The sequence below is a fragment of the Streptococcus cuniculipharyngis genome, from assembly GCF_007859195.1.
GTDB classification, from domain to species: domain Bacteria; phylum Bacillota; class Bacilli; order Lactobacillales; family Streptococcaceae; genus Streptococcus; species Streptococcus cuniculipharyngis.
Genome location: NZ_VOHL01000002.1, coordinates 191012 through 212441, shown reverse-complemented (window position 1 = coordinate 212441; position 21430 = coordinate 191012). Strand labels below are relative to the sequence as shown.

Here is a 21430-nt window from a genome sequence, read left to right as displayed (position 1 = left end):
AAAGAGATTATGCTATAATATGAAGTATGAATACGAAAATATTGGAAGCCTTGGAGTTTGTCAAGGTCAAAAAACAGTTTGAAGATTTTTTACAGACGGAGCTGGGGAAGCAGGAACTGGCTGATTTATTGCCATCTAACTCACCGGAAAAAATGAAACGGGCCTTTGCTGAGTTGGAGGAGATGGCCGGTCTATTTACGGCCGGTCATGACTTTGCTTTAGGGGCCTTGCCAGATTTATCGCCAAGTTTGACCCGTCTGACCTTGGGGGCAGACTTGAATGTGTCGGAATTAGTTGACTTAAAACGTCTCCTGCAAGTATCGTCAGATTTAGAGCGTTTTTATGGGGAATTGGAAGAAGAGGACATTCCTGCCTTAGCCGCTCTATTTGAAAAATTGGCTATCTATCCGAGTCTACAAGGGGCCCTGCAAGTCATCAATGATGCCGGCTTTGTTGAACAGTTTGCCAGTCCGAAGTTACAAAAGATTCGCCGTCAGATGGTGGAACATGAGCAACAAATGCGTCAGATTTTACAAGATCTCTTGAAAAAACAAGGGGAGTATTTATCAGAGCAACTGATTGCTAGTCGTAACGGTCGTAGTGTTTTGCCGGTTAAGAATACCCATCGCCATCGAATTGCAGGTGTGGTTCACGACATCTCGAGCTCAGGAGCAACTGTCTATATTGAGCCGCGGGCCATTGTTTCCCTCCACGAGGAGTTAACCCAGTTGCAGGCTGATGAACGGCATGAGTTGAGTCGTATTCTGCATGAGTTGGCAGTGATTTTAGCCCCTCATGCAGATAGTTTGCGTAATAATGCCTGGGTGATTGGGCATTTAGACTTGATTCGAGCCAAGTCTCTTTATATGAAGGAGAAAAAAGCAAGTGTACCTAGCCTATCTGCAGACTCAGCGATTAGGCTCTTACAGGCAAGACACCCGCTCTTGGAAAGGCCAGTGGCCAATGACCTGCATTTTGACAAAGACTTGACCGTTATTGTCATCACAGGACCAAATACGGGGGGCAAGACCATCATGCTCAAGACCTTGGGCTTGACCCAGCTCATGGCCCAGTCAGGTCTGCCAATTTTGGCCGACAAGGGCAGTCAGGTGGGGGTCTTTAAGGAGATTTTTGCTGATATTGGGGATGAGCAGTCCATTGAGCAGAGCTTGTCCACCTTTTCTAGTCACATGACCCATATTGTGTCCATCTTGGACCAGGCAGACCAGGATAGCCTTCTGCTCTTTGATGAACTGGGGGCAGGGACGGACCCACAAGAGGGGGCCGGTCTAGCCATGAGTATTTTGGAGCATCTCCGGCTGCATCAGATTAAGACTATGGCCACCACCCACTACCCAGAGTTGAAGGCCTACGGCATTGAGCGTGACTTTGTGGAAAATGCTAGCATGGCATTTGATACGGAAAGTCTATCGCCCACCTATCGCTTCATGCAAGGGGTACCGGGCCGGTCTAACGCTTTTGACATTGCCCGGCGCTTGGGCTTGCCAGATGTTATTGTCAAGCAGGCAGAAAGTCAGACGGATAGGGACCGTGATGTCAACCAGATTATTGAACAACTGGAACAGCAGAGCCTGGAAAGTCGCAGACGTTTGGAACATATCAAAGAGGTAGAACAGGAAAATCTCAAGTTTAACCGTGCGGTCAAGCGGCTTTACAATGAGTTCTCTCATGCCAAGGACAAGGAATTGGCCAAGGCTCAAGAGCAGGCTCAGGAAATCGTTGATTTGGCCCTAGCAGAGAGTGATGCCATTTTGAAAAATCTCCATAGTAGGTCACAAGTCAAACCCCACGAGATTATTGAGGCTAAGGGGCAGTTGAAAAAGTTAGCTCCTCAGCTTGATTTATCCAAAAATAAGGTCTTGAAAAAGGCCAAAAAAACTCGAGCAGCTCGCGTTGGTGACGATATTATCGTGACTAGCTATGCCCAGCGTGGCACTTTGACTAAGCAGCTCAAGGATGGTCGTTGGGAAGCTCAGGTTGGCTTGATTAAGATGACCCTCAAGGCAGATGAATTTAGCCTGCAACGGTTGACAGAGCCTGAGCAGAAACCAGCCCAAAAACGGGTCAATGTGGTGAAAAAAGCCAAAACCAGTGCAGGCCCGAGGGCCCGTTTGGACCTGCGTGGCAAGCGTTACGAAGAGGCCATGGAGGAGTTGGATGCCTTTATTGACCAAGCTCTCCTGAATAATATGGCTCAAGTGGATATTATCCATGGTATCGGTACTGGTGTCATTCGTGAAGGCGTGACCAAGTATCTCCGCCGCAATAAGCATGTCAAGAGTTTTGGTTATGCCCCACAAAATGCAGGCGGCTCAGGAGCTACCATTGTCAATCTCGGCTAAAATCTTTTGGCTAGACAAAAGCCAAGAATGAGAGTAGAATAGGTAGCATTACAAGTGAAGGAGATAAAAAATGGTACAAGTTGTAACAGATGCAAACTTTGAAGCAGAAACCAAGGATGGTTTGGTTTTGGTCGACTTTTGGGCAACCTGGTGTGGGCCATGTTTGATGCAAGCTCCTATCCTAGACCAGTTGGCGGAAGAATTTGACGAAGATGAGTTGAAAATTGTGAAATTGGATGTGGATGAAAACCCTGAAACAGCTAAGCAATTTGGCATCATGTCAATTCCAACCCTGCTCTTCAAAAAAGATGGTCAGGTGGTCAAGCAAGTGGCAGGGGTGCACACCAAAGAACAACTCAAGGCGATTGTGGCTGAATTAAGCTAGGCTAGCTTATCGATCAACTCTTGGAAAGGCCAGTGATGGGCTTTTCCAGGAGTTTTTTGATAATGAAAAAATATTTGATTAATAAAAGCAGTTTTTGCTTGACTTAGAGTTAACTCTAAGTGGTATGATAAAGGTGTTGATTAAGATTTAGCAGAGATGGAGGATAAGTAGATGAAAACTGCTATTTTTGAAAAAGCGGGTCTGATGAGCATTCAGGAGGTCGAAAAACCTCAATTGCAGGCGGATGATGACGCTATTATTAAGATTGTACGGTCTTGTGTCTGCGGGTCAGACCTCTGGGCCTATTCACATGGTGACGATAAGGCTCCACAGTCCATCAATGGCGGGCATGAAGCTCTTGGGATTGTGGAAGAAGTTGGCTCAGCGATTACGACCGTTAAGCCGGGGGATTTTGTGATTGTGCCTTTTACGCATGGTTGCGGCCACTGTGATGCCTGTCGAGCAGGGTTTGACGGGACTTGTGACAACCATGTCATGCCAACCAACTGGGGCAATGGCTATCAGGCTGAATACCTTCGTTTCCATTATGCCAACTGGGCTCTCATCAAGGTACCAGGTCAGCCATCTGATTATAGTGAGGGCATGATTAAGTCCCTGTTGACCCTGGCTGATGTCATGCCGACCGGTTATCATGCGGCGCGTGTGGCCAATGTTGGTCCTGGTGATAAGGTGGTTGTCATTGGGGATGGAGCCGTTGGTCAGTGTGCGGTGATTGCGGCTAAGATGAGGGGGGCAAGCCAAATTGTCTTGATGAGCCGTCACCAAGACCGGCAGGAATTGGCCCTGGAATTAGGAGCGACAGCTGTGGTCGCAGAACGTGGCCAAGAGGGCATTGCCAAGGTTCGGAAAATTCTTGGCGGCGGGGCTGACGCAGCCCTCGAATGTGTAGGGACAGAGGCGGCCATTGACCAAGCCATCGGCGTCCTGCATAATGGTGGGCGGATTGGCTATGTGGGTGTTCCCCACTATAACAAACGCTCTTTAGGGTCAACCTTTGCCCAAAATATTAGTGTCGCTGGTGGCTCTGCCTCTGTGACCACCTATGTTAAACAGGTCTTGCTTAAGGCGGTACTAGATGGTGATATTAACCCAGGTCGGGTCTTTACACAAACCTACCAATTGGCCGACATCAATCAAGCCTATCAGGATATGGCTGATCGTAAGACCATCAAGTCTATGTTGGTGGTAGATCCCTCTTAATAACCCAAGCAAGAACTCAGACTGACTAGTTTGAGTTCTTTTTTGTTCCTTTTTACTAATTTACTTGACAATTAGATATTGTCAGAAAATAAGGATTTAGGGTATAATAGAAAAAATGAGAGGTATCCTATGAAGACGTTTAATAAATCATCAAAATTAGAACATGTGGCCTATGATATTCGTGGACCAGTTTTAGACGAGGCCAATCGTATGCTGGCCAATGGCGAGAAGATTCTCCGCTTGAACACGGGAAATCCAGCAGCCTTTGGCTTTACTGCTCCCGATGAGGTTATTCACGACCTGATTGTTAATGCGAGAAATAGTGAGGGCTACTCAGACAGTAAGGGGATTTTCAGTGCCAGAAAGGCCATCATGCAATATTGCCAGCTCAAGCATTTCCCAGAAGTGACCATTGAAGATATTTATATTGGTAATGGGGTTAGTGAATTGATTAGTATGGCCATGCAGGGGCTTCTGGATAATGGGGATGAGGTCCTAGTGCCTATGCCTGATTATCCCTTGTGGACGGCTGCGGTCAGCCTAGCAGGGGGCCATGCGGTTCATTATATCTGTGATGAGGGGGCGGAATGGTATCCAGACCTTGATGACATTAAGTCCAAGATTACGGAACGGACCAAGGCCATCGTTATCATCAACCCTAACAACCCAACGGGAGCTCTTTATCCTAAGGAAGTGTTGGAAGAAATTGTTGAGATTGCTCGTCAGCATGAGCTGATTATTTATTCAGATGAGATTTATGACCGTTTGGTCATGGACGGTTTAACCCATATTCCTATTGCTAGTTTGGCACCTGATGTCTTTGTCGTGACCATGAATGGCCTGTCAAAATCTCATCGCATTGCTGGTTTTCGGGTCGGTTGGATGGTTTTATCGGGGCCTAAAAAACATGTTAAGGATTATATTGCGGGCTTGGACATGTTGGCTAATATGCGACTCTGCTCCAATGTTTTGTCCCAGCAGGTGGTTCAGACCTCGCTCGGTGGCTACCAATCGGTGGATAAATTGCTCTTGCCTGGTGGTCGAATCTATGAACAGCGGGAATTTATCACCAAGGCCATTAACAATATCCCGGGCCTATCCGTGGTTAAGCCCAAGGCGGGCCTCTATGTTTTTCCTAAGATTGATCAGACCATGTATCGTATCACTGATGACGAACAGTTTGTCCTAGAATTTCTCAAGCAAGAAAAAATTATGCTAGTCCATGGTCGTGGCTTTAACTGGAAGGATCCAGACCATTTTCGTATTGTTTATCTGCCTCGGGTATCTGAGCTAGCTGAGGTTGAGGAAAAACTAACGCGTTTTCTGGCTCAGTATCGTCAATAGGGTTCGGAGTCATTTTAGTAATTTTAAATAGTTTACATTTATTCTATTATTTTTGTGCAAACGCTAACGAATTTTGATATAATAGTTAGGAAAGCAATTTAATACATAAAAATATATTTAAATAGAGAAAGAGTGGATTATGGTAGACTTATTAACAAAGACTCGTAAAATTACGTCCATTTTGCAACGTACGGTTGAGAGTGCTGACAAGGAGCTTCCCTATAGCATGATTGCAGCCCAGTTGGCAGATATTATTGACTGTAATGTCTGTATTGTTGATGAAAAGGGTGCTTTTCTCGGCTACATTATGAAGCATAAAACCCATAATGACCGGACAGAAAAGTTGTTTAATACTCACCAATTCCCTATTGACTATGTGAGTGGTATCAATCGTATGTTTGATACAGAAGCAAATTTGCCCATTAGTCATGAATTTACAATCTTCCCTTACGAATCTCATGAAATTTATCCCAATGGGGTGACGACCATTGTGCCAATTTATAGCGGTGGCATGCGTTTGGGGACTTTGATCATTTGGAAAAATGAAGAACCCTTCAATAATGACGACCTAATCTTGGCGGAGATTTCGTCAACTGTTGTTGGTTTGCAACTCTTGAATTATCAATCAGAAAATCTAGAGGCAGCCATTCGTCAACAAACGGCAGTGACCATGGCTGTTAGCGCCTTATCTTATTCTGAACTGAAGGCTGTGTCAGCTATTTTGAACGAACTTGACAGTAATGAAGGGCGTCTGACGGCTTCATCTGTGGCTGACCGCATTGGGATTACCCGCTCGGTTATTGTCAATGCCCTACGTAAACTGGAGAGTGCCGGAGTGATTGAGAGTCGCTCGTTAGGAATGAAGGGAACCTATATTCGTGTTCTCAACGAAGGGCTTTTTGAGGAAGTTGAAAATCGAAAATAAGATGAAAAAAGCACTAATTTCCATTGATTACACGGTGGATTTTGTGGCAGATGAGGGCAGGTTGACCGCGGGTCAACCTGCCCAAGCCATTGAATCAGCCATCTGTCAGTTTAGCCGGGCAGCTTATGAGGCCGGTCATTTGCTAGTCTTTGCCATTGATGGTCATGACGAAAAGGATAGCTACCATCCAGAGAGCCGTCTCTTTCCCCCTCACAATCTTATGGGTAGCCAAGGTAGGCAGCTCTATGGGGAACTAGGCCGTTTTTATGACCAGGTAAAAACAGCGGCTAATGTCCTCTGGTTGGATAAACGGTATTATTCGGCCTTTGCGGGAACCAGCCTCAATGCTCGCCTACGAGAACGCGGTGTTGATACGGTCATCCTGACGGGAGTGCTGACCGATATTTGCGTTCTTCATACGGCGGTAGATGCCTATAATTTAGGTTACCAGATTGAGATTCCGGTTTCGGCAGTGGCCACCCTGACACCAGAACGCCAAGCCTGGGCTTTGGAGCATTTTCAAACCGTTCTGGGAGCGAGATTGATTGATTAGAGAGCTGAGGTCAGTTCTCTTTTTGTTGTCATAGTTGACATGACAATTAAAAAAGGGTATAGTGAGTAAAAGGAGGCATGAGCATGCAAATATCCAGTCGTTTTACCATTGCCAGTCATATCCTGGTCTATGTTGCCACCTATCATCGTGAGGAGAAAATTACCAGTGATGTTTTGGCTCAGAGCATTCAGGTCAATCCAGTCATTATCCGTAATATTTTGGGCCAACTCAAAAAAGCAGGCCTGATTGCTGTTAAAAGGGGTCAAGGTGGGGTTTCCATCCTACCGTCCTATGAGGACTTGTCACTCTTGGCGGTCTATCAGGCGGTGGAAAGTGTCAAAAATCAAGAATTATTTAGTTTCCATGATAATCCCAATCCGGCCTGTCCAGTGGGGCGGTCCATTCATTCCCTCTTGGATGATAGACTCTTAGCTGCCCAACGCGCTATGGAAGCAGAACTAGCTCAGGTGAGTTTGGCAGATTTGTTAGCCCAAGAAATGGTTTAATTTCTCAGAAATTAAACTTTTTTTATTTTTTTGAAATGTAAATATTGACATTACAACAAAAATAGAGTAAACTATAATTGTAATGAAAAATATGACAACAAAGGAGAAAAAGATGTCTAAAATTGCAGTTATTGCCTCAAATGGTATGGCAGGTCGTCACATTGTCGCAGAATTGGTTGCACGGGGTCATGAGGTCACCGGATTTGCCCGTGGTGAAATCAATCAGTCTCAAGCTCAAAGCTATGTACAAAAGGATTTGTTTGACTTGACCAAGGTTGATTTGGCTGGTTTTGATGCGGTGGTGGATGCCTTTGGCACCTTTAGTCCAGAGACCCTTCACTTGCATGAAAAGGTGGTTGCTTTCTTGGCTGATCTTTTGGCGGGAAGCGAGACAAAGCTTTTGATTGTTGGTGGGGCAGGCAGTCTTTATGTCAATGATGATCATAGTTTGCAGCTCTTTGAAACACCTGATTTTCCGGCTGAATTTTATGACTTAGCCAAGGCTCAGGCAGGGGCCCTGGCCCTTATCCGTCAACGTCAAGATGTCAAGTGGACCTTTGTTAGTCCAGCGGCAGAATTTGAAGTTGATTTGCCGATTACGGGGGAGTATCTTTTGGCTGGTGAAGTATTTACCCTTAATGATAAGGGACAAAGTGCCATCAGCTATGCCGATTACGCTAAGGGATTTGTGGCTATTTTAGAAAGTGGCCAGCATCTTCAAGAGCGTGTGAGCTTGCTTGGTAGATAAGGTGATAAGAAGCAGGTTAATGAACCTGCTTTTTTTCTGATGGCTGCGGCATCTGATTGCCCCAAGCCTTGTAAAATATGGTAAAATAGTAAGGACTATAGTGTTAAGGAGAAACTAATGAAAATTTCTGAAGCAGAAGTTCGTCATGTGGCCAATTTGTCTAAATTGTCATTTTCTGACCAAGAAACTCGTGCTTTTGCCGAGAGTCTGACCAAGATTGTCGATATGATTGAACTCTTGAATGAGGTGGATACAACTGGGGTGCCGGTGACAACGACCATGGCTGACACCATCAATATGATGCGGGAAGATGTGGCGGAAAAGGGAGAAGATCGCCAGCTCCTCTTTCAAAATGTCCCTGAACAGGAAAACAACTATATCAAAGTACCTGCCATCTTAGAAGAAGGAGGAGATGCCTAATGACCTTTAATCACAAGACCATTGATGAATTGCATGACCTCCTGGTTAAAAAGGAGATTTCTGCCCTTGAACTAACTCAGGCTACTCTGGCTGATATTCACGAACGTGAGGAGGCTGTTGGCTCTTTCATCACGATTTCAGAAAAAGAGGCCTTGGCTCAAGCGGAAGCCCTAGATAAAGAGGGGATTGATGCTGCTGATGTCATGAGTGGTATTCCCTTGGCCGTCAAAGACAATATCTCAACCAAGGGGATTTTGACGACAGCAGCCTCTAAAATGCTGCACAACTATACCCCAATCTTTGATGCAACCAGCGTGGCTCAAGCCTACGACCGAGGGATGATTGTCATCGGTAAGACCAATATGGATGAATTTGCCATGGGGGGATCAACCGAGACATCTTATTTCAAAAAGTCGAAGAATGCTTGGGATTTGACCAAGGTACCTGGCGGCTCATCAGGTGGATCAGCATCGGCAGTTGCAGCGGGTCAGGTCCGGCTATCTCTAGGGTCTGACACGGGCGGGTCCATTCGTCAGCCAGCAGCTTTTAATGGTATCGTTGGTTTCAAGCCGACCTATGGACGAGTGTCACGTTACGGTCTGATTGCTTTTGGTAGTTCCTTGGATCAGATTGGTCCTTTTGCTCCTACGGTTAAGGAAAACGCCCAGCTGCTAGAGGTGATTTCAGGTTATGATCGCAAGGATTCGACGTCAGCTAATCAACCTGTGGACTTTACCAGCAAGCTTGGTCAGGATATTAAGGGCATGAAGATTGCCCTGCCTAAGGAATATCTAGGCGAGGGAATTGATCCTAAGATTAAGGAAAATATCTTGGCTGCGGCGCAGCACTTGGAAAACTTGGGGGCGGTGATTGAGGAAGTTAGCCTACCTCATAGCAAGTATGGCGTGGCGGTTTACTACATTATCGCCTCATCAGAAGCATCGTCAAATCTGCAACGTTTTGATGGCATCCGCTATGGTTATCGCACGGAAAATGTAGCCAATCTGGATGATGTTTATGTCAATACTCGTAGTGAAGGTTTTGGCGAAGAGGTCAAACGTCGGATTATGCTGGGTACCTTTAGCCTGTCATCAGGTTATTATGATGCCTATTTCAAGAAGGCAGGTCAGGTCAGAACCTTGATTATTGAGGATTTTGCCAAGGTCTTTGCTGACTATGATTTGATTCTAGGGCCAACCACTCCAACGGTAGCTTATGATTTGGATTCGCAGCAACATGACCCTGTAGCCATGTATTTGAGTGACTTGCTGACCATTCCTGTCAATCTGGCTGGTCTTCCTGCCATTTCTATCCCATCTGGTTTTGTGGACGGTCTGCCAGTTGGTTTACAGTTGATTGGGCCAAAATATAGCGAGGCAACCATCTATCAAGTGGCGGCAGCTTTTGAAGCAACGACCGACTACCACAAGCAACAACCAGTGATTTTTGGAGGTGCTAACTAATGAATTTTGAAACGATTATTGGCTTGGAAGTCCATGTTGAACTCAAGACCAATTCCAAAATCTTCTCGCCTTCTCCAGCCCACTTTGGTGAGGATCCCAATGTCAATACCAATGTCATTGACTGGTCCTTCCCCGGTGTCTTGCCTGTCATTAACAAGGGGGTCATTGACGCAGGCATCAAGGCTGCCCTTGCCCTAAATATGGACATCCATCAGCGGATGCACTTTGATCGGAAGAATTATTTTTACCCAGATAATCCCAAGGCCTATCAGATTTCCCAGTTTGACGAGCCTATCGGCTACAATGGCTGGATTGAGATTGATTTGCCAGATGGTTCCACGAAAAAAATCCGTATTGAACGGGCCCATCTGGAAGAGGATGCAGGGAAAAATACCCACGGTACAGATGGCTATTCCTATGTTGACCTTAACCGTCAGGGGGTGCCTTTGATTGAGATTGTTTCTGAGGCTGATATGCGGAGTCCCGAGGAAGCCTATGCCTACTTGACAGCCCTCAAAGAAGTCATCCAGTACACTGGTATTTCTGATGTCAAGATGGAAGAGGGCTCCATGCGGGTAGATGCCAATATCTCTCTGCGTCCTTATGGGCAGGAAGAATTTGGTACTAAGACCGAGCTGAAAAACCTCAACTCTTTTAACTATGTGCGTAAGGGCTTGGCTTATGAGCAAAAACGTCAGGCAGAAGTCTTGCGTTCAGGCGGGCAGATCCGTCAGGAAACGCGTCGTTATGATGAAGCCACGGGCGAAACCATCCTCATGCGGGTCAAGGAGGGAGCAAGTGACTACCGTTATTTCCCCGAGCCAGACCTTCCTATTTTTGAGATTGATGACACTTGGATTGAGCAAGTGCGGGCAGAATTGCCAGAATTTCCCAAGGAACGCCGTGCCAAATACCTCAGTCTGGGCTTGACGGACTATGATGCTGGCCAGTTAACAGCTAGCAAGGCAACTTCTGATTTCTTTGAAGAGGCAGTTGCTTTGGGTGGTGATGCCAAACAGGTATCCAACTGGCTCCAAGGTGAAGTGGCCCAGTACCTGAACACCGAAAGTCTAACCATTGAGCAAATCAGCCTCACACCGGCTAACTTGGTCGAAATGATTGGCTTGATTGCTGATGGTACCATCTCGTCAAAAATTGCCAAGAAAGTCTTTGTTCATTTGGCCAAGGAGGGTGGTTCAGCCAAGGCTTATGTGGAAAAAGCTGGTCTGGTCCAAATTTCTGACCCAGCTGTGCTAATTCCAATCATTCATCAAGTTTTTGCGGACAATGAGGCAGCGGTAGCAGACTTCAAGTCTGGCAAGCGTAATGCTGATAAGGCCTTTACCGGTTTCCTGATGAAGGCAACCAAGGGTCAGGCCAACCCACAAGTAGCCCAAGCTCTCCTTAAGGAAGAATTGGCTAAATTATTGGATTAGAAAGAGAGGAAGTCACTTGGAGGACTTCCTTTTTCTCTGCAAAAATTCCTTTTTTATGCTAGAATAGAGAAGACTATATAAATGTGGAGAATGATGTGAGTATCGAAGATTATATACCGACCTTTGCGGTTGAGGCAGTTTATGATTTGACACCGGAGAGCCTGCGTCGTCATGGTATTAAGGCAGTCTTGGTGGATTTGGATAACACCTTAATCGCATGGAACAATCCGGATGGCACCCCTGAACTGCGGGCCTGGTTGGACGAGATGACCATTGCCGATTTGCCAGTTGTGGTGGTTTCTAACAATAAACACGCTCGGGTTAAACGGGCCGTGGAGAAATTTGGTGTCGATTTTGTCAGTCGGGCCATGAAACCCTTCACTAAGGGCATTGATCAGGCCATTGACCGCTATGGTTTCAATCGTGAGGAGGTGGTCATGGTCGGTGACCAACTGATGACGGATATTCGGGCCAGCCATCGGGCAGGCATTCGCTCAATTTTGGTTAAGCCTTTGGTGACATCAGATGCCTGGAACACCAAATTTAACCGGGCTAGGGAACGTCGGGTCTTGGCTAAAATTGAAGAAAAATACGGTAAAATAAAGTATCAAAAGGAAATTTAAGTGGAACGTTTACATTGTATCGGTTGCGGTATTGCGATTCAAACAGAAGATAAGGAAGCGGCAGGTTTTACCCCCAAGGCGGCCTTGGACAAGGGGTTAGAAACGGGTAATCTCTATTGTCAGCGTTGTTTTCGCCTGCGTCACTATAACGACATCACAGATGTGCAGCTCTCAGATGATGATTTTTTAAATCTCCTGCACAGTGTTGGTGATAGCCAAGCCTTGGTGGTCAACGTGGTTGATATTTTTGACTTTAATGGTTCAGTCATTCCAGGTTTGGCCCGCTTTGTGGCTGGCAATGATATCTTGCTAGTCGGCAATAAAAAAGACATCTTACCCAAGTCAGTCAAGGACAGTAAAATCAGCCAATGGCTGACCGAACGAGCCCATGAGGAAGGTTTGCGACCAGTGGATGTGGTCTTGACCAGTGCCAAAAATAAGCAGGCCATCAAGGACCTGATTGACAAGATTGAGCAGTATCGCAAGGGACGTGATGTTTATGTGGTTGGGGTGACCAATGTTGGTAAATCAACCCTGATTAATGCCATTATTCAAGAAATTACCGGCGATAAGGACCTAATTACCACGTCGCGTTTCCCAGGGACAACCCTTGATAAGATTGAAATTCCCTTAGATGACGGCTCTTATATTTTTGATACGCCAGGCATTATTCATCGCCACCAGATGGCCCATTATTTAACCGCCAAAAACCTCAACTATGTCAGCCCCAAGAAAGAAATCAAACCTAAGACCTACCAGCTCAATAGCGGTCAAACCTTATTTTTGGCTGGCCTGGCTCGTTTTGATTACCTGGCTGGTGATAAGCAGGGTTTTACAGGCTTTTTTGACAATAATCTCCCTCTTCATCGGACCAAACTGGCTGGTGCAGATGAGTTTTATGCCAAACACAAGGGGGATTTATTAGCCCCACCGAGTCAGGCAGAATTGGCTGATTTTCCGCCCCTCGTTCGCCACGAATTTACCGTCAGTGACAAGACAGACGTGGTCTTTTCCGGTCTGGGTTGGATTCGGGTCAGTCAACCAGCGAGACTGGCGGCTTGGGCACCAGAGGGTGTCGGCGTCATGTTGAGACGAGCAATTATTTAGTAAAGGAAAAAAGAAATGCTAACCAGTAAACAACGTGCCTTTTTGAAGAGTGAAGCCCATCACCTAAAACCGATTATCCAGATTGGTAAAAATGGGCTCAATGACCAAATTAAAACCAGTGTTCGTCATGCCTTGGACGCTAGGGAGTTAATCAAGGTCACCTTGTTACAAAATACGGACGAGAACATTCATGAAGTGGCCGAAATTTTAGAGGAAGAAATCGGTGTGGATACCGTCTTGAAAATTGGTCGGATTTTGATTTTATATAAGGAATCCAGTCGCAAGGAAAATCGCAAATTATCTCCTAAGGTTAAGGCTATCTAGGAGCAGGACAAGGAGGGCTTATGGCAATTGAACTACTAACCCCCTTTACCAAGGTGGAATTAGAAGTAGAAAAAAAGGATAGTAATCGCCGTCAGGTGGGGATTTTGGGTGGCAATTTTAACCCAGTTCACAATGCTCACTTGGTGGTGGCAGATCAGGTCAGACAGCAACTGGGTCTTGATGAGGTCTTTCTCATGCCAGAATACTTGCCTCCCCATGTAGACAAGAAAGAAACCATTGCTGAAAATCATCGCTTGAACATGTTGCAGCTAGCCATTGCAGGAGTTGAGGGTCTGGCCATTGAGACCATTGAATTAGAGCGAAAAGGCATTAGTTACACCTACGATACCATGAAGCTCCTAACCGAGAAAAATCCTGATGTGGACTATTATTTTATCATTGGTGCGGATATGGTGGATTATCTTTCCAAGTGGCACCGGATTGACGAGCTGATTCAGTTGGTTCAATTTGTCGGTGTTCAGCGTCCTAAATATAAGGCTGGTACCAGCTATCCTGTGATTTGGGTCGATGTGCCCTTGATGGATATTTCGTCCAGCATGGTGCGTGATTTTATTAAGAAAAATCGTCGTCCCAACTTCCTCTTGCCTCAAGATGTTTTGGCCTATATTGAGAAAGAGGGGCTTTACCGATGACTTATGCTGACTATGTTACAGGTGGGCGTTCCTTCCTTTTGGAAAAAATGGCAGAGCGACTCAGTCCCAAACGTTTGGCACATTGTCTAAGAGTGGAAGAAGCCAGTATTGATTTGGCTAAACGTTATGGCCTTGATGAAACCAAGGCTGGTCTGGCAGGGCTCTTGCATGATTATGCCAAGGAGCTAGCTGACCAAGATTTTCTAACCTTGATTGACCAGCACCAGTTGGACCCAGCTTTGAAAGCTTGGAATAATAATGTCTGGCATGGCCTCCTTGGTCCCTATGTCATCCAAGCAGAATTGGGCTTGACGGATGCCGATATTCTTCAGGCCATTGCCTACCATACGGTTGGTTCCAGTCAGATGACAGACCTAGATAAGGTGGTCTATGTGGCAGATTATATTGAGTGTGGCAGGGATTTTCCAGGGGTTGACCAAGCAAGGGAAATCGCGAAGATCTCCCTCAATCAGGCGGTGGCCTACGAAACAGCGGCCACGGTGGCCTATTTGGCTCAAAAGGGGATGCCCATCTATCCGCAGACTCTAGATACTTATAATGCCTATATTCACTATTTGTAAAAGAGAAAGATTATGACAGAAAAAGAATTATTATCGTTGATTGTAAAGGCTTGTGATGAAAAACGAGCAGAAGATGTGGTCATTTTGGATTTGCGGGAGCTGACTACCATGACCGATTATTTTGTCATTGCTAGTAGTAGCAATAGTCGCCAGTTGGAAGCGATTTGTGACAATGTCCGTGACAAGATGAAAGAAGCAGGTCAAGCAGTTACTCACCTCGAGGGTGATAGTAAGGCTGGTTGGGTCTTGCTGGACCTCAACAGTGTTATTTTGCACGTCTTCTCAGAAGATGAGCGTCTACACTACAATTTAGAAAAACTCTGGCATCAAGCTCCCCTGCTTGATCTTGACGAATTTTTAGCATAAGCCTATGTGACCTTGTTCCCGGAACAAGGTTTTTCGTGAGGAGATGAAAGAATGTGTTTAATTTGTTCTCGTATTGAGATGATAAAGGAAAAGCAAAATCCTTATTTTGTGAAAGAATTAAAAACAGGTTATGTTGTGCTAGGTGACCACCAACATTTCCAAGGCTATACTTTGTTTCTCGGTAAACATCATGTAACGGAGTTGGACCAGCTTAACAAGTCTGAGCGTGATTTGTTCTTATCTGAAATGGCAGACGTGGCAGAAGCTGTAAAGTTGGCTTTTGGAGCGGATAAAATGAATTGTGAATTACTTGGGAATGGTGACGCTCATGTTCACTGGCATCTCTTTCCACGGAAAGATGGAGATTTAGGGGAGTATGGTCATAATGGTAAAGGGCCGGTCTGGTGGTATCCTATGGAGCTTATGTATCATCAAGATAAAGAACCTACTGCCAAAGAATTGACAGGTATGAAAGAAAAACTTCAAGCTGCATTAGAAAAACTGGAGAAAAAACATGGCAACTTATGAAACTTTCGCATCAGTCTATGATGCGGTAATGGATGATTCTTTGTATGATAAGTGGACGGATTTTTCGCTCCGCCATTTTCCCCAAAAAGCCAAGGGCAAACGTCTCTTGGAGCTAGCCTGTGGGACGGGGATTCAATCCTTGCGTTTTGCCCAAGCAGGTTTTCAGGTAACAGGCTTGGACTTGAGCAGAGAGATGTTGGATTTGGCTCAAAAACGGGCCCAAGCTGGCAAGCAAAGTATAGACTTTGTAGCGGGTAACATGTTAGATTTGTCTGGTTTGGACACCTTTGATTTGGTGACCTGCTATTCCGACAGCCTTTGCTATTTGGCTGACGAGGTAGAGATGGGCGATACCTTTGCTCAGGTTTATGACCACCTAGCAGAAGGGGGGACTTTTATTTTTGATGTCCACTCAACTTATCAGACCGATGAGGTTTTTCCTGGTTATTCTTACCATGAAAATGCTGAAGATTTTGCCATGGTTTGGGACACTTATGCTGATGAGCCCCCCCACTCCATTGTTCATGAATTGACCTTTTTCATCAAGGAAGCTGATGGCCGTTTTAGTCGCTATGATGAGGTCCATGAGGAGCGAACCTATGAACTCTTGACCTACGATATCTTACTAGAGCAGGCGGGTTTTAGGGATGTTAAGGTCTATGCTGATTTTGAAGATAAGGAGCCAACTGAAACCTCCGCTCGTTGGTTTTTTGTGGCCAAAAAATGACAGTCACAGGGATTATTGCCGAATTTAACCCTCTTCATAATGGCCATGCCTACCTCTTGCAGCAGGCAGAGGGCTTGAGAATTGTGGCCATGTCTGGCAATTTCATGCAGCGGGGGGAACCAGCCATTGTGGATAAGTGGACTAGAGCAGAGATGGCCTTGGCCAGCGGAGCGGATTTGGTGGTGGAGTTGCCCTTTCTGGTAGCGGTCCAGTCGGCCGATTATTTTGCCCAAGGAGCTGTGGACATTTTAGCCAAATTGGGGATAAGTCAACTGACCTTTGGTACGGAAGAGCTTATGGACTATAATGCTCTGGCTAGGACTTATGCTGACAAGGGAGTAGAGATGGTGGATTTTCTCAGCCAACTCCCGCAAGAACTCTCCTATCCCCAAAAGGCTCAGGCCATGTGGTCAAAGCTGGCTGGGATTGATTTTTCAGGGGCCAGTCCCAATCATATTTTGGCTTTGGCTTATACCAAGGCTGTGGCTGGTCGTGACATTGAATTGAAACCTGTCAAACGCCTGGGGGCAGGCTTTCATGATTCGAGTCAGGTGACCGATTTTGCCTCGGCGACCGCCATTCGCAAGCATGCTCAGGATAGGGATTTTCTCCGGCAGGTCATGCCTCAAGCCGGTCGTTTTGAACAGGCGGTTAAGGTGTCTTGGGACACTTATTTTCCCTTTTTACGCTATCAAATTTTAACTCACCCAGACTTGACCACTATTTTTCAAGTCAGTCAAGAACTGGCTAGTCGCATTTGCTCGGCTATTGGTCCGGCTAAAGACTTTGACGATTTAGTGGAACGAGTAGCAACCAAACGCTACACCAAGGCCAGAATTAGGCGGGTCTTGACCTATATCTTAGTTCAGGCCAAGGAAACCCCGCTACCGTCAGCCATCAGAGTTTTAGGTTTTTCGTCGGCAGGTCAGACCTATTTAGCTGGTTTGAAAAAGCGAGTCCCTCTAGTCACACGTATCGGGCAAGATCCATGGGATGAGGTGAGTCAACAAGCGGATCGGGTTTACCAACTAGGCAGTACAGAACTTTTGGAACAAAATTGGGGAAGAATTGTTTTAGGCCCACATTCCAATAGAAAAAAGGAGACCTAGTATGTTACAGTGGTTTCAATTAAACAAGTGGCAGAAAGGCTTGTTTCTTGTCGCTTTTATGGGCTTATTTTCTTTTGTCCTATGCTTGCCACAGGTGCTGACCAGAGAGGTCACCATGGGGGCGGATTCGATTTTTCACTATAACCGTTTCTATGAGACGGCCATGCAGATCAAGGAGAGAAATTTTTCCTACTTTATTAGTCTTTATGGCTATCAGCAGTCGGGTCGGATTGTTAATGCCCTCTATGGACCTTACTTCGCGTATTTTCAGGGACTACTGGTCCTGCTAGGGAAAACCTGGTTTGGCTATCATATTTTGTCACGCACTCTGATTGGTCTGATTGCGGGCTCCTCGCTCTATTTTTTGATGACAAAAATGCGGGTAAGAAAGTGCTATGCCCTCCCCCTTTCTCTCTTTTTCATCACCACCTATGCCATTCAATATTGGACCATTTTACAAGGATTTTCCAGTTGGGGAACAGCTTTTTTCCCTTTGGGCTTGCTAGGGGCAGTGGACTTATTGCAACAGCGGCGGGCCAATTGGTGCCTGATTGCCCTATCAATGGGAATGATGTTACAGGTTCATGTCTTATCAACCCTTTTCTTGGGGATAATCTATGCGGTGGTTGGTCTTTATATTCTCCTGACCAGTCCAGACAAGTTGACCTTCTTGAAGACGATTAGCTATGCCATCTTACTTTTCCTGCTACTGACAGTTAATGTCTGGTTACCTCTCATTCAACTCAATCTGACCAATGAATTGGTTCAACCCTATATCAATAAAAAATTTGTCCAGCAGACCATTACTGGTCTAGATCGGGGAGTTCTTTTTGCACCAGCAACCATTTTAGTCTTGATGGTGGGGCAATTGGTCCATTATGTCCTCTTTGCTCGGAAAAACTCTCCAGTTAACCGGCTTTTGATGGGAGTCTATCTTCTTTTCCTCGTCCTAGCTTCTGGTTTTTTCCCTTGGCAATATTTTGCGGGTAAGCATATTGCGCTTGTCGATTTAATTCAATTTCCAACACGATTTTTCTTTTATGCCACGCCCTTGCTTTTACTGCTAGTTGGTCTTCAGCTAAGTCAGGGAAAACAAACCTACCAAAGAGCGGCCGTCGGTCTCTTGACCTTCTGTCTGGCTGGAGGAATCTACTATACCTTAACCGCTAGCCGGGAAAATATTACCAATAATTATCGTAGCGATCATTTTTTGGAAACCAAGGCCCATACCACCTTATATGGCAATAGTCAGGAGATTCGTCAGGCCTTTCATGATCAAAAGTTAAGCCGGCTCCTTTATCTGGTTAGACGTTCCACACCAGATTATCTTCCCTTGATTAAAAAACAAACCAGTCTAGATGGTATGAGGCATCTAAAAGAAAGTCGCTACGACCTATATGAACATTATATTATCTTAGAAAATGATATCTTTACGAAAAAGGTCAGGGGCAATTCTCTGATCTTGACTTGGACGACAGATGTAGAGGCTTGGATTAACCTACCACTGGCTGTTTATGCTAGGAGCCAATTAGTCTTTAACGGGCGTCTCCTAAAAGCCAAAGATTATGAGCTCAGTGTCATTGGAACGCCTAGCGTTAAGCAAGTCAAAGGAAAGAATGAGCTGATATTAAGTTACCAAAATCCGTGGTGGTTAATACCGAGCCTGATTATATCTGTCCTATCTTGGTTGGGTCTTTGTTACCATGGCATGAAATTCAAGACTAAGAATTTACCAATAGCCAACAAAATGCTATAATATAGAGGATTGATAAAATAAAAGGAGACGATTTATGGGACGCAAATGGGCAAATATTGTTGCCAAAAAAACTGCCAAAGATGGAGCAAACTCAAAAGTTTATGCCAAATTTGGTGTTGAAATCTATGTTGCTGCGAAGCAGGGTGAGCCTGATCCAGAGTCAAACTCAGCCTTAAAGTTTGTTTTGGAGCGTGCCAAGCAGGCACAGGTACCAAAACACGTGATTGACAAGGCCATTGACAAGGCTAAGGGAAATACCGATGAAACCTTTGTCGAGGGTCGCTATGAAGGCTTTGGGCCAAACGGCTCAATGATTATCGTTGATACCCTGACTAGCAATGTCAACCGCACCGCAGCCAATGTCCGCACAGCCTATGGAAAAAATGGTGGCAACATGGGAGCAGCAGGTTCTGTCTCTTATATGTTTGATAAAAAAGGTGTCATTGTTTTTGCTGGCGATGACGCTGACCAGGTCTTTGAATGGTTGCTAGAGGCGGATGTTGAGGTGGACGACGTGGAAGCAGAAGACGGTACCATCACTGTTTATACTGCCCCAACTGACTTGCACAAAGGCTTAGAAGCTCTCCGTCAGTCTGGTATTACAGAATTCCAAGTGACTGAACTTGAGATGATTCCTCAATCAGAGGTGACCCTTGAGGGTGAAGATCTGACTACCTTTGAAAAATTAATTGATGCTTTAGAAAATGATGATGACGTGCAAAAAGTCTACCATAACGTAGCAGATTTCTAATTTTTTCCTACCAATATCCCTGATAAGCCCCTTAGTCATTAGGACTGAGGGGCTTTTACTGAGGGGGAGAAAGACTTGTTATAACATCTATTTCCTATCTAATTTTTGCTTAAAATAAAAAAATTATTAAAAAACGATAAAAACCACTTGCTTTTCAAAAATTTTGTGCTATAATAAATATATCGGTAAACGATAATAAGTTTCCGTTAGAAATAAACAAGACGAGCTCAACTTGTAATGACTATCCCCCCTACTGAAATGTTAGCAGTAGTATCCATCAAAAAGAAATAGAGGACAATCTTATGACAACAGCAACTATCACTAAAATCATCAAATTATTCTTGACATTTGTAGCCAATCTTGGTATCTTGGGTCTAGGCTTTATCAGTGTCGTATCCTTATTGTTACTTTTGGGCCAGTTTGACCTATCGTCAGTTCTACCTGCCGGCTTGGACTTAACGGTTATCAAGGCCCCAACCTTGGCAGGCCCTGCCGCTTTGGTCTTTACCCTGGTCCTAGCTAATAGTTTGATGATTTATGGCCTGATCAAACTAAAAGCCTTCTTGGCAAGCTTTACGGAAACAGACTGGGTGACCCCAAGAACGGCGAGCTTTTTGAACAAGGGTGCCATCTTGATGGTCTTGGTTGGTCTGCTTCAAAGCTTGACTGACTTTATGGCAAGTCAAGCGCCTAGAAGTTTATTCATTGACCTATCCGTAGCCGCTTGGCTTTTCTTGGCAGCCTTGCTAGTAGCTTATCTTAACCGTAAACAAGCTAAAAAATTGGTTTAATGGTCTTGCTAATGCTGGCAAGACAAGACTGGAAATAGAGGTAATCGTTTCATGAACAAGGAGAAATCCTATCTAACTTACGCCTTGGGTTTTATCACCGTGATTTTATTTATCTTTGGCATCACTTTAATTGCCGCCATCGGCCTATCGATTATGGGACTGACTAAGCTCAGTCTCTTTGGCGGGGCAATTTCCCTGCAGACTAGTCTAGGTGATCATTCAGCCTGGACCACTTTCTTATCGCTAGCCAATGGCCTGATTATTTGTTTGGTGCTGGCCTGCCTGCGGCAATTCTTCAAGAATATCTTGGCAGAAGACATCTTCGTTGCGGAAAATGTCAGCCTAGCCAAACGCGTTGCCTTACTTCTTTTTCTGGCAGCCTGTTTGAGTGATGGTGTTTTTGAAATAGGTGGTTATTCCTTTTTGAATATTAGTTTTCTGGTCACGGCACTGGTTGTTTGGACCTTGTCAAAAATCTTGGAAAAAGCCAATCAGATTGCCGAAGAAAATGAATTTACCATTTAGAAAGGAGCCATCATGATTGTTGTAAATCTAGATGTGGAATTAGCCAAGAAAAAAATGCGCTCTGGCGAATTGGCCGAGCGTATCGGGATTACCCCAGCTAACCTCTCCATTCTAAAAACAGGTAAGGCCAAGGCCATCCGTTTCTCCACCCTTGACGCCATCTGTAAGGAACTGGGCTGTCAGCCAGGCGATATTTTGGCTTATTTACCTGATGATGACTAGGCG

The 21430-nt window shown here is 45.2% G+C and carries 25 protein-coding genes; all 25 read left to right on the top strand.

The genetic code is table 11. The features are described 5' to 3' along the window. Positions 1 to 26 precede the first annotated feature (26 nt). Complete coding sequence (locus FRX57_RS04505; protein ID WP_146567136.1) at positions 27 to 2363, top strand: endonuclease MutS2; 2337 nt, start codon at positions 27 to 29, stop codon at positions 2361 to 2363. 70 nt (positions 2364 to 2433) lie between these two features. Further along, on the top strand, positions 2434 to 2748 hold the full coding sequence (gene trxA, locus FRX57_RS04500; protein ID WP_146567134.1) for a thioredoxin: 315 nt from the start codon (positions 2434 to 2436) through the stop codon (positions 2746 to 2748). A 171-nt stretch (positions 2749 to 2919) separates the two neighbouring features. After that, positions 2920 to 3969, top strand: coding sequence for a zinc-binding dehydrogenase (locus FRX57_RS04495; RefSeq protein ID WP_146567132.1), 1050 nt, complete (start codon positions 2920 to 2922; stop codon positions 3967 to 3969). Between the two features lie 129 nt (positions 3970 to 4098). Beyond that, positions 4099 to 5313 (top strand): pyridoxal phosphate-dependent aminotransferase, encoded by a 1215-nt coding sequence (locus tag FRX57_RS04490; protein WP_146567130.1) that lies wholly within the window; start codon positions 4099 to 4101, stop codon positions 5311 to 5313. Between the two features lie 139 nt (positions 5314 to 5452). Continuing rightward, entirely contained in the window at positions 5453 to 6238 is a 786-nt protein-coding gene (gene codY / locus FRX57_RS04485) for a GTP-sensing pleiotropic transcriptional regulator CodY (RefSeq protein ID WP_146567128.1), read from the top strand. Position 6239: 1 nt separating this feature from the next. Next, positions 6240 to 6791, top strand: a complete 552-nt coding sequence (locus FRX57_RS04480) for a cysteine hydrolase family protein (protein ID WP_146567126.1) — start codon at positions 6240 to 6242, stop codon at positions 6789 to 6791. An 83-nt stretch (positions 6792 to 6874) separates the two neighbouring features. Next, positions 6875 to 7297 carry an Rrf2 family transcriptional regulator gene (locus FRX57_RS04475; protein ID WP_146567124.1) on the top strand — a complete coding sequence of 141 codons (423 nt, stop codon included), beginning with the start codon at positions 6875 to 6877 and terminating at the stop codon, positions 7295 to 7297. Positions 7298 to 7409: 112 nt separating this feature from the next. Then, positions 7410 to 8045 (top strand): NAD(P)-dependent oxidoreductase, encoded by a 636-nt coding sequence (locus FRX57_RS04470; protein WP_146567122.1) that lies wholly within the window; start codon positions 7410 to 7412, stop codon positions 8043 to 8045. 117 nt (positions 8046 to 8162) lie between these two features. Next, positions 8163 to 8465, top strand: coding sequence for an Asp-tRNA(Asn)/Glu-tRNA(Gln) amidotransferase subunit GatC (gene gatC, locus FRX57_RS04465; protein WP_146567120.1), 303 nt, complete (start codon positions 8163 to 8165; stop codon positions 8463 to 8465). Next, positions 8465 to 9928: an Asp-tRNA(Asn)/Glu-tRNA(Gln) amidotransferase subunit GatA gene (gene gatA, locus FRX57_RS04460; protein ID WP_146567118.1), complete on the top strand. Its 1464-nt coding sequence runs from the start codon at positions 8465 to 8467 to the stop codon at positions 9926 to 9928. The genes gatC and gatA overlap by 1 nt, the downstream gene beginning before the upstream one ends. Next, entirely contained in the window at positions 9928 to 11364 is a 1437-nt protein-coding gene (gene gatB, locus FRX57_RS04455; protein WP_146567116.1) for an Asp-tRNA(Asn)/Glu-tRNA(Gln) amidotransferase subunit GatB, read from the top strand. The genes gatA and gatB overlap by 1 nt, the downstream gene beginning before the upstream one ends. A gap of 95 nt (positions 11365 to 11459) precedes the next feature. Then, complete coding sequence (locus tag FRX57_RS04450; protein ID WP_146567114.1) at positions 11460 to 11987, top strand: YqeG family HAD IIIA-type phosphatase; 528 nt, start codon at positions 11460 to 11462, stop codon at positions 11985 to 11987. Continuing rightward, complete coding sequence (gene yqeH, locus FRX57_RS04445) at positions 11988 to 13094, top strand: ribosome biogenesis GTPase YqeH (RefSeq protein ID WP_146567112.1); 1107 nt, start codon at positions 11988 to 11990, stop codon at positions 13092 to 13094. Between the two features lie 15 nt (positions 13095 to 13109). Beyond that, positions 13110 to 13418 (top strand): ribosome assembly RNA-binding protein YhbY, encoded by a 309-nt coding sequence (yhbY, locus tag FRX57_RS04440; RefSeq protein ID WP_146567110.1) that lies wholly within the window; start codon positions 13110 to 13112, stop codon positions 13416 to 13418. 20 nt (positions 13419 to 13438) lie between these two features. Next, positions 13439 to 14071, top strand: coding sequence for a nicotinate-nucleotide adenylyltransferase (locus FRX57_RS04435; protein WP_146567108.1), 633 nt, complete (start codon positions 13439 to 13441; stop codon positions 14069 to 14071). Then, complete coding sequence (gene yqeK, locus FRX57_RS04430) at positions 14068 to 14652, top strand: bis(5'-nucleosyl)-tetraphosphatase (symmetrical) YqeK (protein WP_146567106.1); 585 nt, start codon at positions 14068 to 14070, stop codon at positions 14650 to 14652. The genes FRX57_RS04435 and yqeK overlap by 4 nt, the downstream gene beginning before the upstream one ends. Before the next feature lie 12 nt (positions 14653 to 14664). Next, complete coding sequence (gene rsfS / locus FRX57_RS04425) at positions 14665 to 15018, top strand: ribosome silencing factor (protein WP_146567104.1); 354 nt, start codon at positions 14665 to 14667, stop codon at positions 15016 to 15018. Between the two features lie 51 nt (positions 15019 to 15069). Further along, on the top strand, positions 15070 to 15546 hold the full coding sequence (locus FRX57_RS04420; protein WP_146567102.1) for an HIT family protein: 477 nt from the start codon (positions 15070 to 15072) through the stop codon (positions 15544 to 15546). Next, positions 15533 to 16273 (top strand): class I SAM-dependent DNA methyltransferase, encoded by a 741-nt coding sequence (locus FRX57_RS04415; RefSeq protein WP_146567100.1) that lies wholly within the window; start codon positions 15533 to 15535, stop codon positions 16271 to 16273. Before FRX57_RS04420 ends, FRX57_RS04415 begins: the two co-directional genes overlap by 14 nt. After that, positions 16270 to 17382, top strand: coding sequence for a nucleotidyltransferase (locus FRX57_RS04410; RefSeq protein WP_146567098.1), 1113 nt, complete (start codon positions 16270 to 16272; stop codon positions 17380 to 17382). The genes FRX57_RS04415 and FRX57_RS04410 overlap by 4 nt, the downstream gene beginning before the upstream one ends. Before the next feature lies 1 nt (position 17383). Continuing rightward, entirely contained in the window at positions 17384 to 19138 is a 1755-nt protein-coding gene (locus tag FRX57_RS04405; RefSeq protein WP_146567097.1) for a hypothetical protein, read from the top strand. 34 nt (positions 19139 to 19172) lie between these two features. Further along, positions 19173 to 19889 (top strand): YebC/PmpR family DNA-binding transcriptional regulator, encoded by a 717-nt coding sequence (locus FRX57_RS04400; protein ID WP_146567094.1) that lies wholly within the window; start codon positions 19173 to 19175, stop codon positions 19887 to 19889. A 302-nt stretch (positions 19890 to 20191) separates the two neighbouring features. Next, entirely contained in the window at positions 20192 to 20680 is a 489-nt protein-coding gene (locus FRX57_RS04395) for a hypothetical protein (RefSeq protein WP_146567092.1), read from the top strand. A 51-nt stretch (positions 20681 to 20731) separates the two neighbouring features. Continuing rightward, positions 20732 to 21205, top strand: a complete 474-nt coding sequence (locus tag FRX57_RS04390; RefSeq protein ID WP_146567090.1) for a DUF2975 domain-containing protein — start codon at positions 20732 to 20734, stop codon at positions 21203 to 21205. Between the two features lie 12 nt (positions 21206 to 21217). Continuing rightward, the gene (locus FRX57_RS04385; RefSeq protein ID WP_146567088.1) at positions 21218 to 21427 is read left to right on the top strand and encodes a helix-turn-helix domain-containing protein; all 210 of its coding nucleotides are present in this window, start codon (positions 21218 to 21220) and stop codon (positions 21425 to 21427) included. Positions 21428 to 21430 lie beyond the last annotated feature (3 nt).

Coding starts and splice junctions, on each gene's coding strand:
- FRX57_RS04505 (WP_146567136.1), top strand. CDS start 27: ATGAATACGAAAATATTGGAAGCCTTGGAGTTTGTCAAGGTCAAAAAA.
- trxA (WP_146567134.1), top strand. CDS start 2,434: ATGGTACAAGTTGTAACAGATGCAAACTTTGAAGCAGAAACCAAGGAT.
- FRX57_RS04495 (WP_146567132.1), top strand. CDS start 2,920: ATGAAAACTGCTATTTTTGAAAAAGCGGGTCTGATGAGCATTCAGGAG.
- FRX57_RS04490 (WP_146567130.1), top strand. CDS start 4,099: ATGAAGACGTTTAATAAATCATCAAAATTAGAACATGTGGCCTATGAT.
- codY (WP_146567128.1), top strand. CDS start 5,453: ATGGTAGACTTATTAACAAAGACTCGTAAAATTACGTCCATTTTGCAA.
- FRX57_RS04480 (WP_146567126.1), top strand. CDS start 6,240: ATGAAAAAAGCACTAATTTCCATTGATTACACGGTGGATTTTGTGGCA.
- FRX57_RS04475 (WP_146567124.1), top strand. CDS start 6,875: ATGCAAATATCCAGTCGTTTTACCATTGCCAGTCATATCCTGGTCTAT.
- FRX57_RS04470 (WP_146567122.1), top strand. CDS start 7,410: ATGTCTAAAATTGCAGTTATTGCCTCAAATGGTATGGCAGGTCGTCAC.
- gatC (WP_146567120.1), top strand. CDS start 8,163: ATGAAAATTTCTGAAGCAGAAGTTCGTCATGTGGCCAATTTGTCTAAA.
- gatA (WP_146567118.1), top strand. CDS start 8,465: ATGACCTTTAATCACAAGACCATTGATGAATTGCATGACCTCCTGGTT.
- gatB (WP_146567116.1), top strand. CDS start 9,928: ATGAATTTTGAAACGATTATTGGCTTGGAAGTCCATGTTGAACTCAAG.
- yhbY (WP_146567110.1), top strand. CDS start 13,110: ATGCTAACCAGTAAACAACGTGCCTTTTTGAAGAGTGAAGCCCATCAC.
- FRX57_RS04435 (WP_146567108.1), top strand. CDS start 13,439: ATGGCAATTGAACTACTAACCCCCTTTACCAAGGTGGAATTAGAAGTA.
- yqeK (WP_146567106.1), top strand. CDS start 14,068: ATGACTTATGCTGACTATGTTACAGGTGGGCGTTCCTTCCTTTTGGAA.
- rsfS (WP_146567104.1), top strand. CDS start 14,665: ATGACAGAAAAAGAATTATTATCGTTGATTGTAAAGGCTTGTGATGAA.
- FRX57_RS04420 (WP_146567102.1), top strand. CDS start 15,070: ATGTGTTTAATTTGTTCTCGTATTGAGATGATAAAGGAAAAGCAAAAT.
- FRX57_RS04415 (WP_146567100.1), top strand. CDS start 15,533: ATGGCAACTTATGAAACTTTCGCATCAGTCTATGATGCGGTAATGGAT.
- FRX57_RS04410 (WP_146567098.1), top strand. CDS start 16,270: ATGACAGTCACAGGGATTATTGCCGAATTTAACCCTCTTCATAATGGC.
- FRX57_RS04405 (WP_146567097.1), top strand. CDS start 17,384: ATGTTACAGTGGTTTCAATTAAACAAGTGGCAGAAAGGCTTGTTTCTT.
- FRX57_RS04400 (WP_146567094.1), top strand. CDS start 19,173: ATGGGACGCAAATGGGCAAATATTGTTGCCAAAAAAACTGCCAAAGAT.
- FRX57_RS04395 (WP_146567092.1), top strand. CDS start 20,192: ATGACAACAGCAACTATCACTAAAATCATCAAATTATTCTTGACATTT.
- FRX57_RS04390 (WP_146567090.1), top strand. CDS start 20,732: ATGAACAAGGAGAAATCCTATCTAACTTACGCCTTGGGTTTTATCACC.
- FRX57_RS04385 (WP_146567088.1), top strand. CDS start 21,218: ATGATTGTTGTAAATCTAGATGTGGAATTAGCCAAGAAAAAAATGCGC.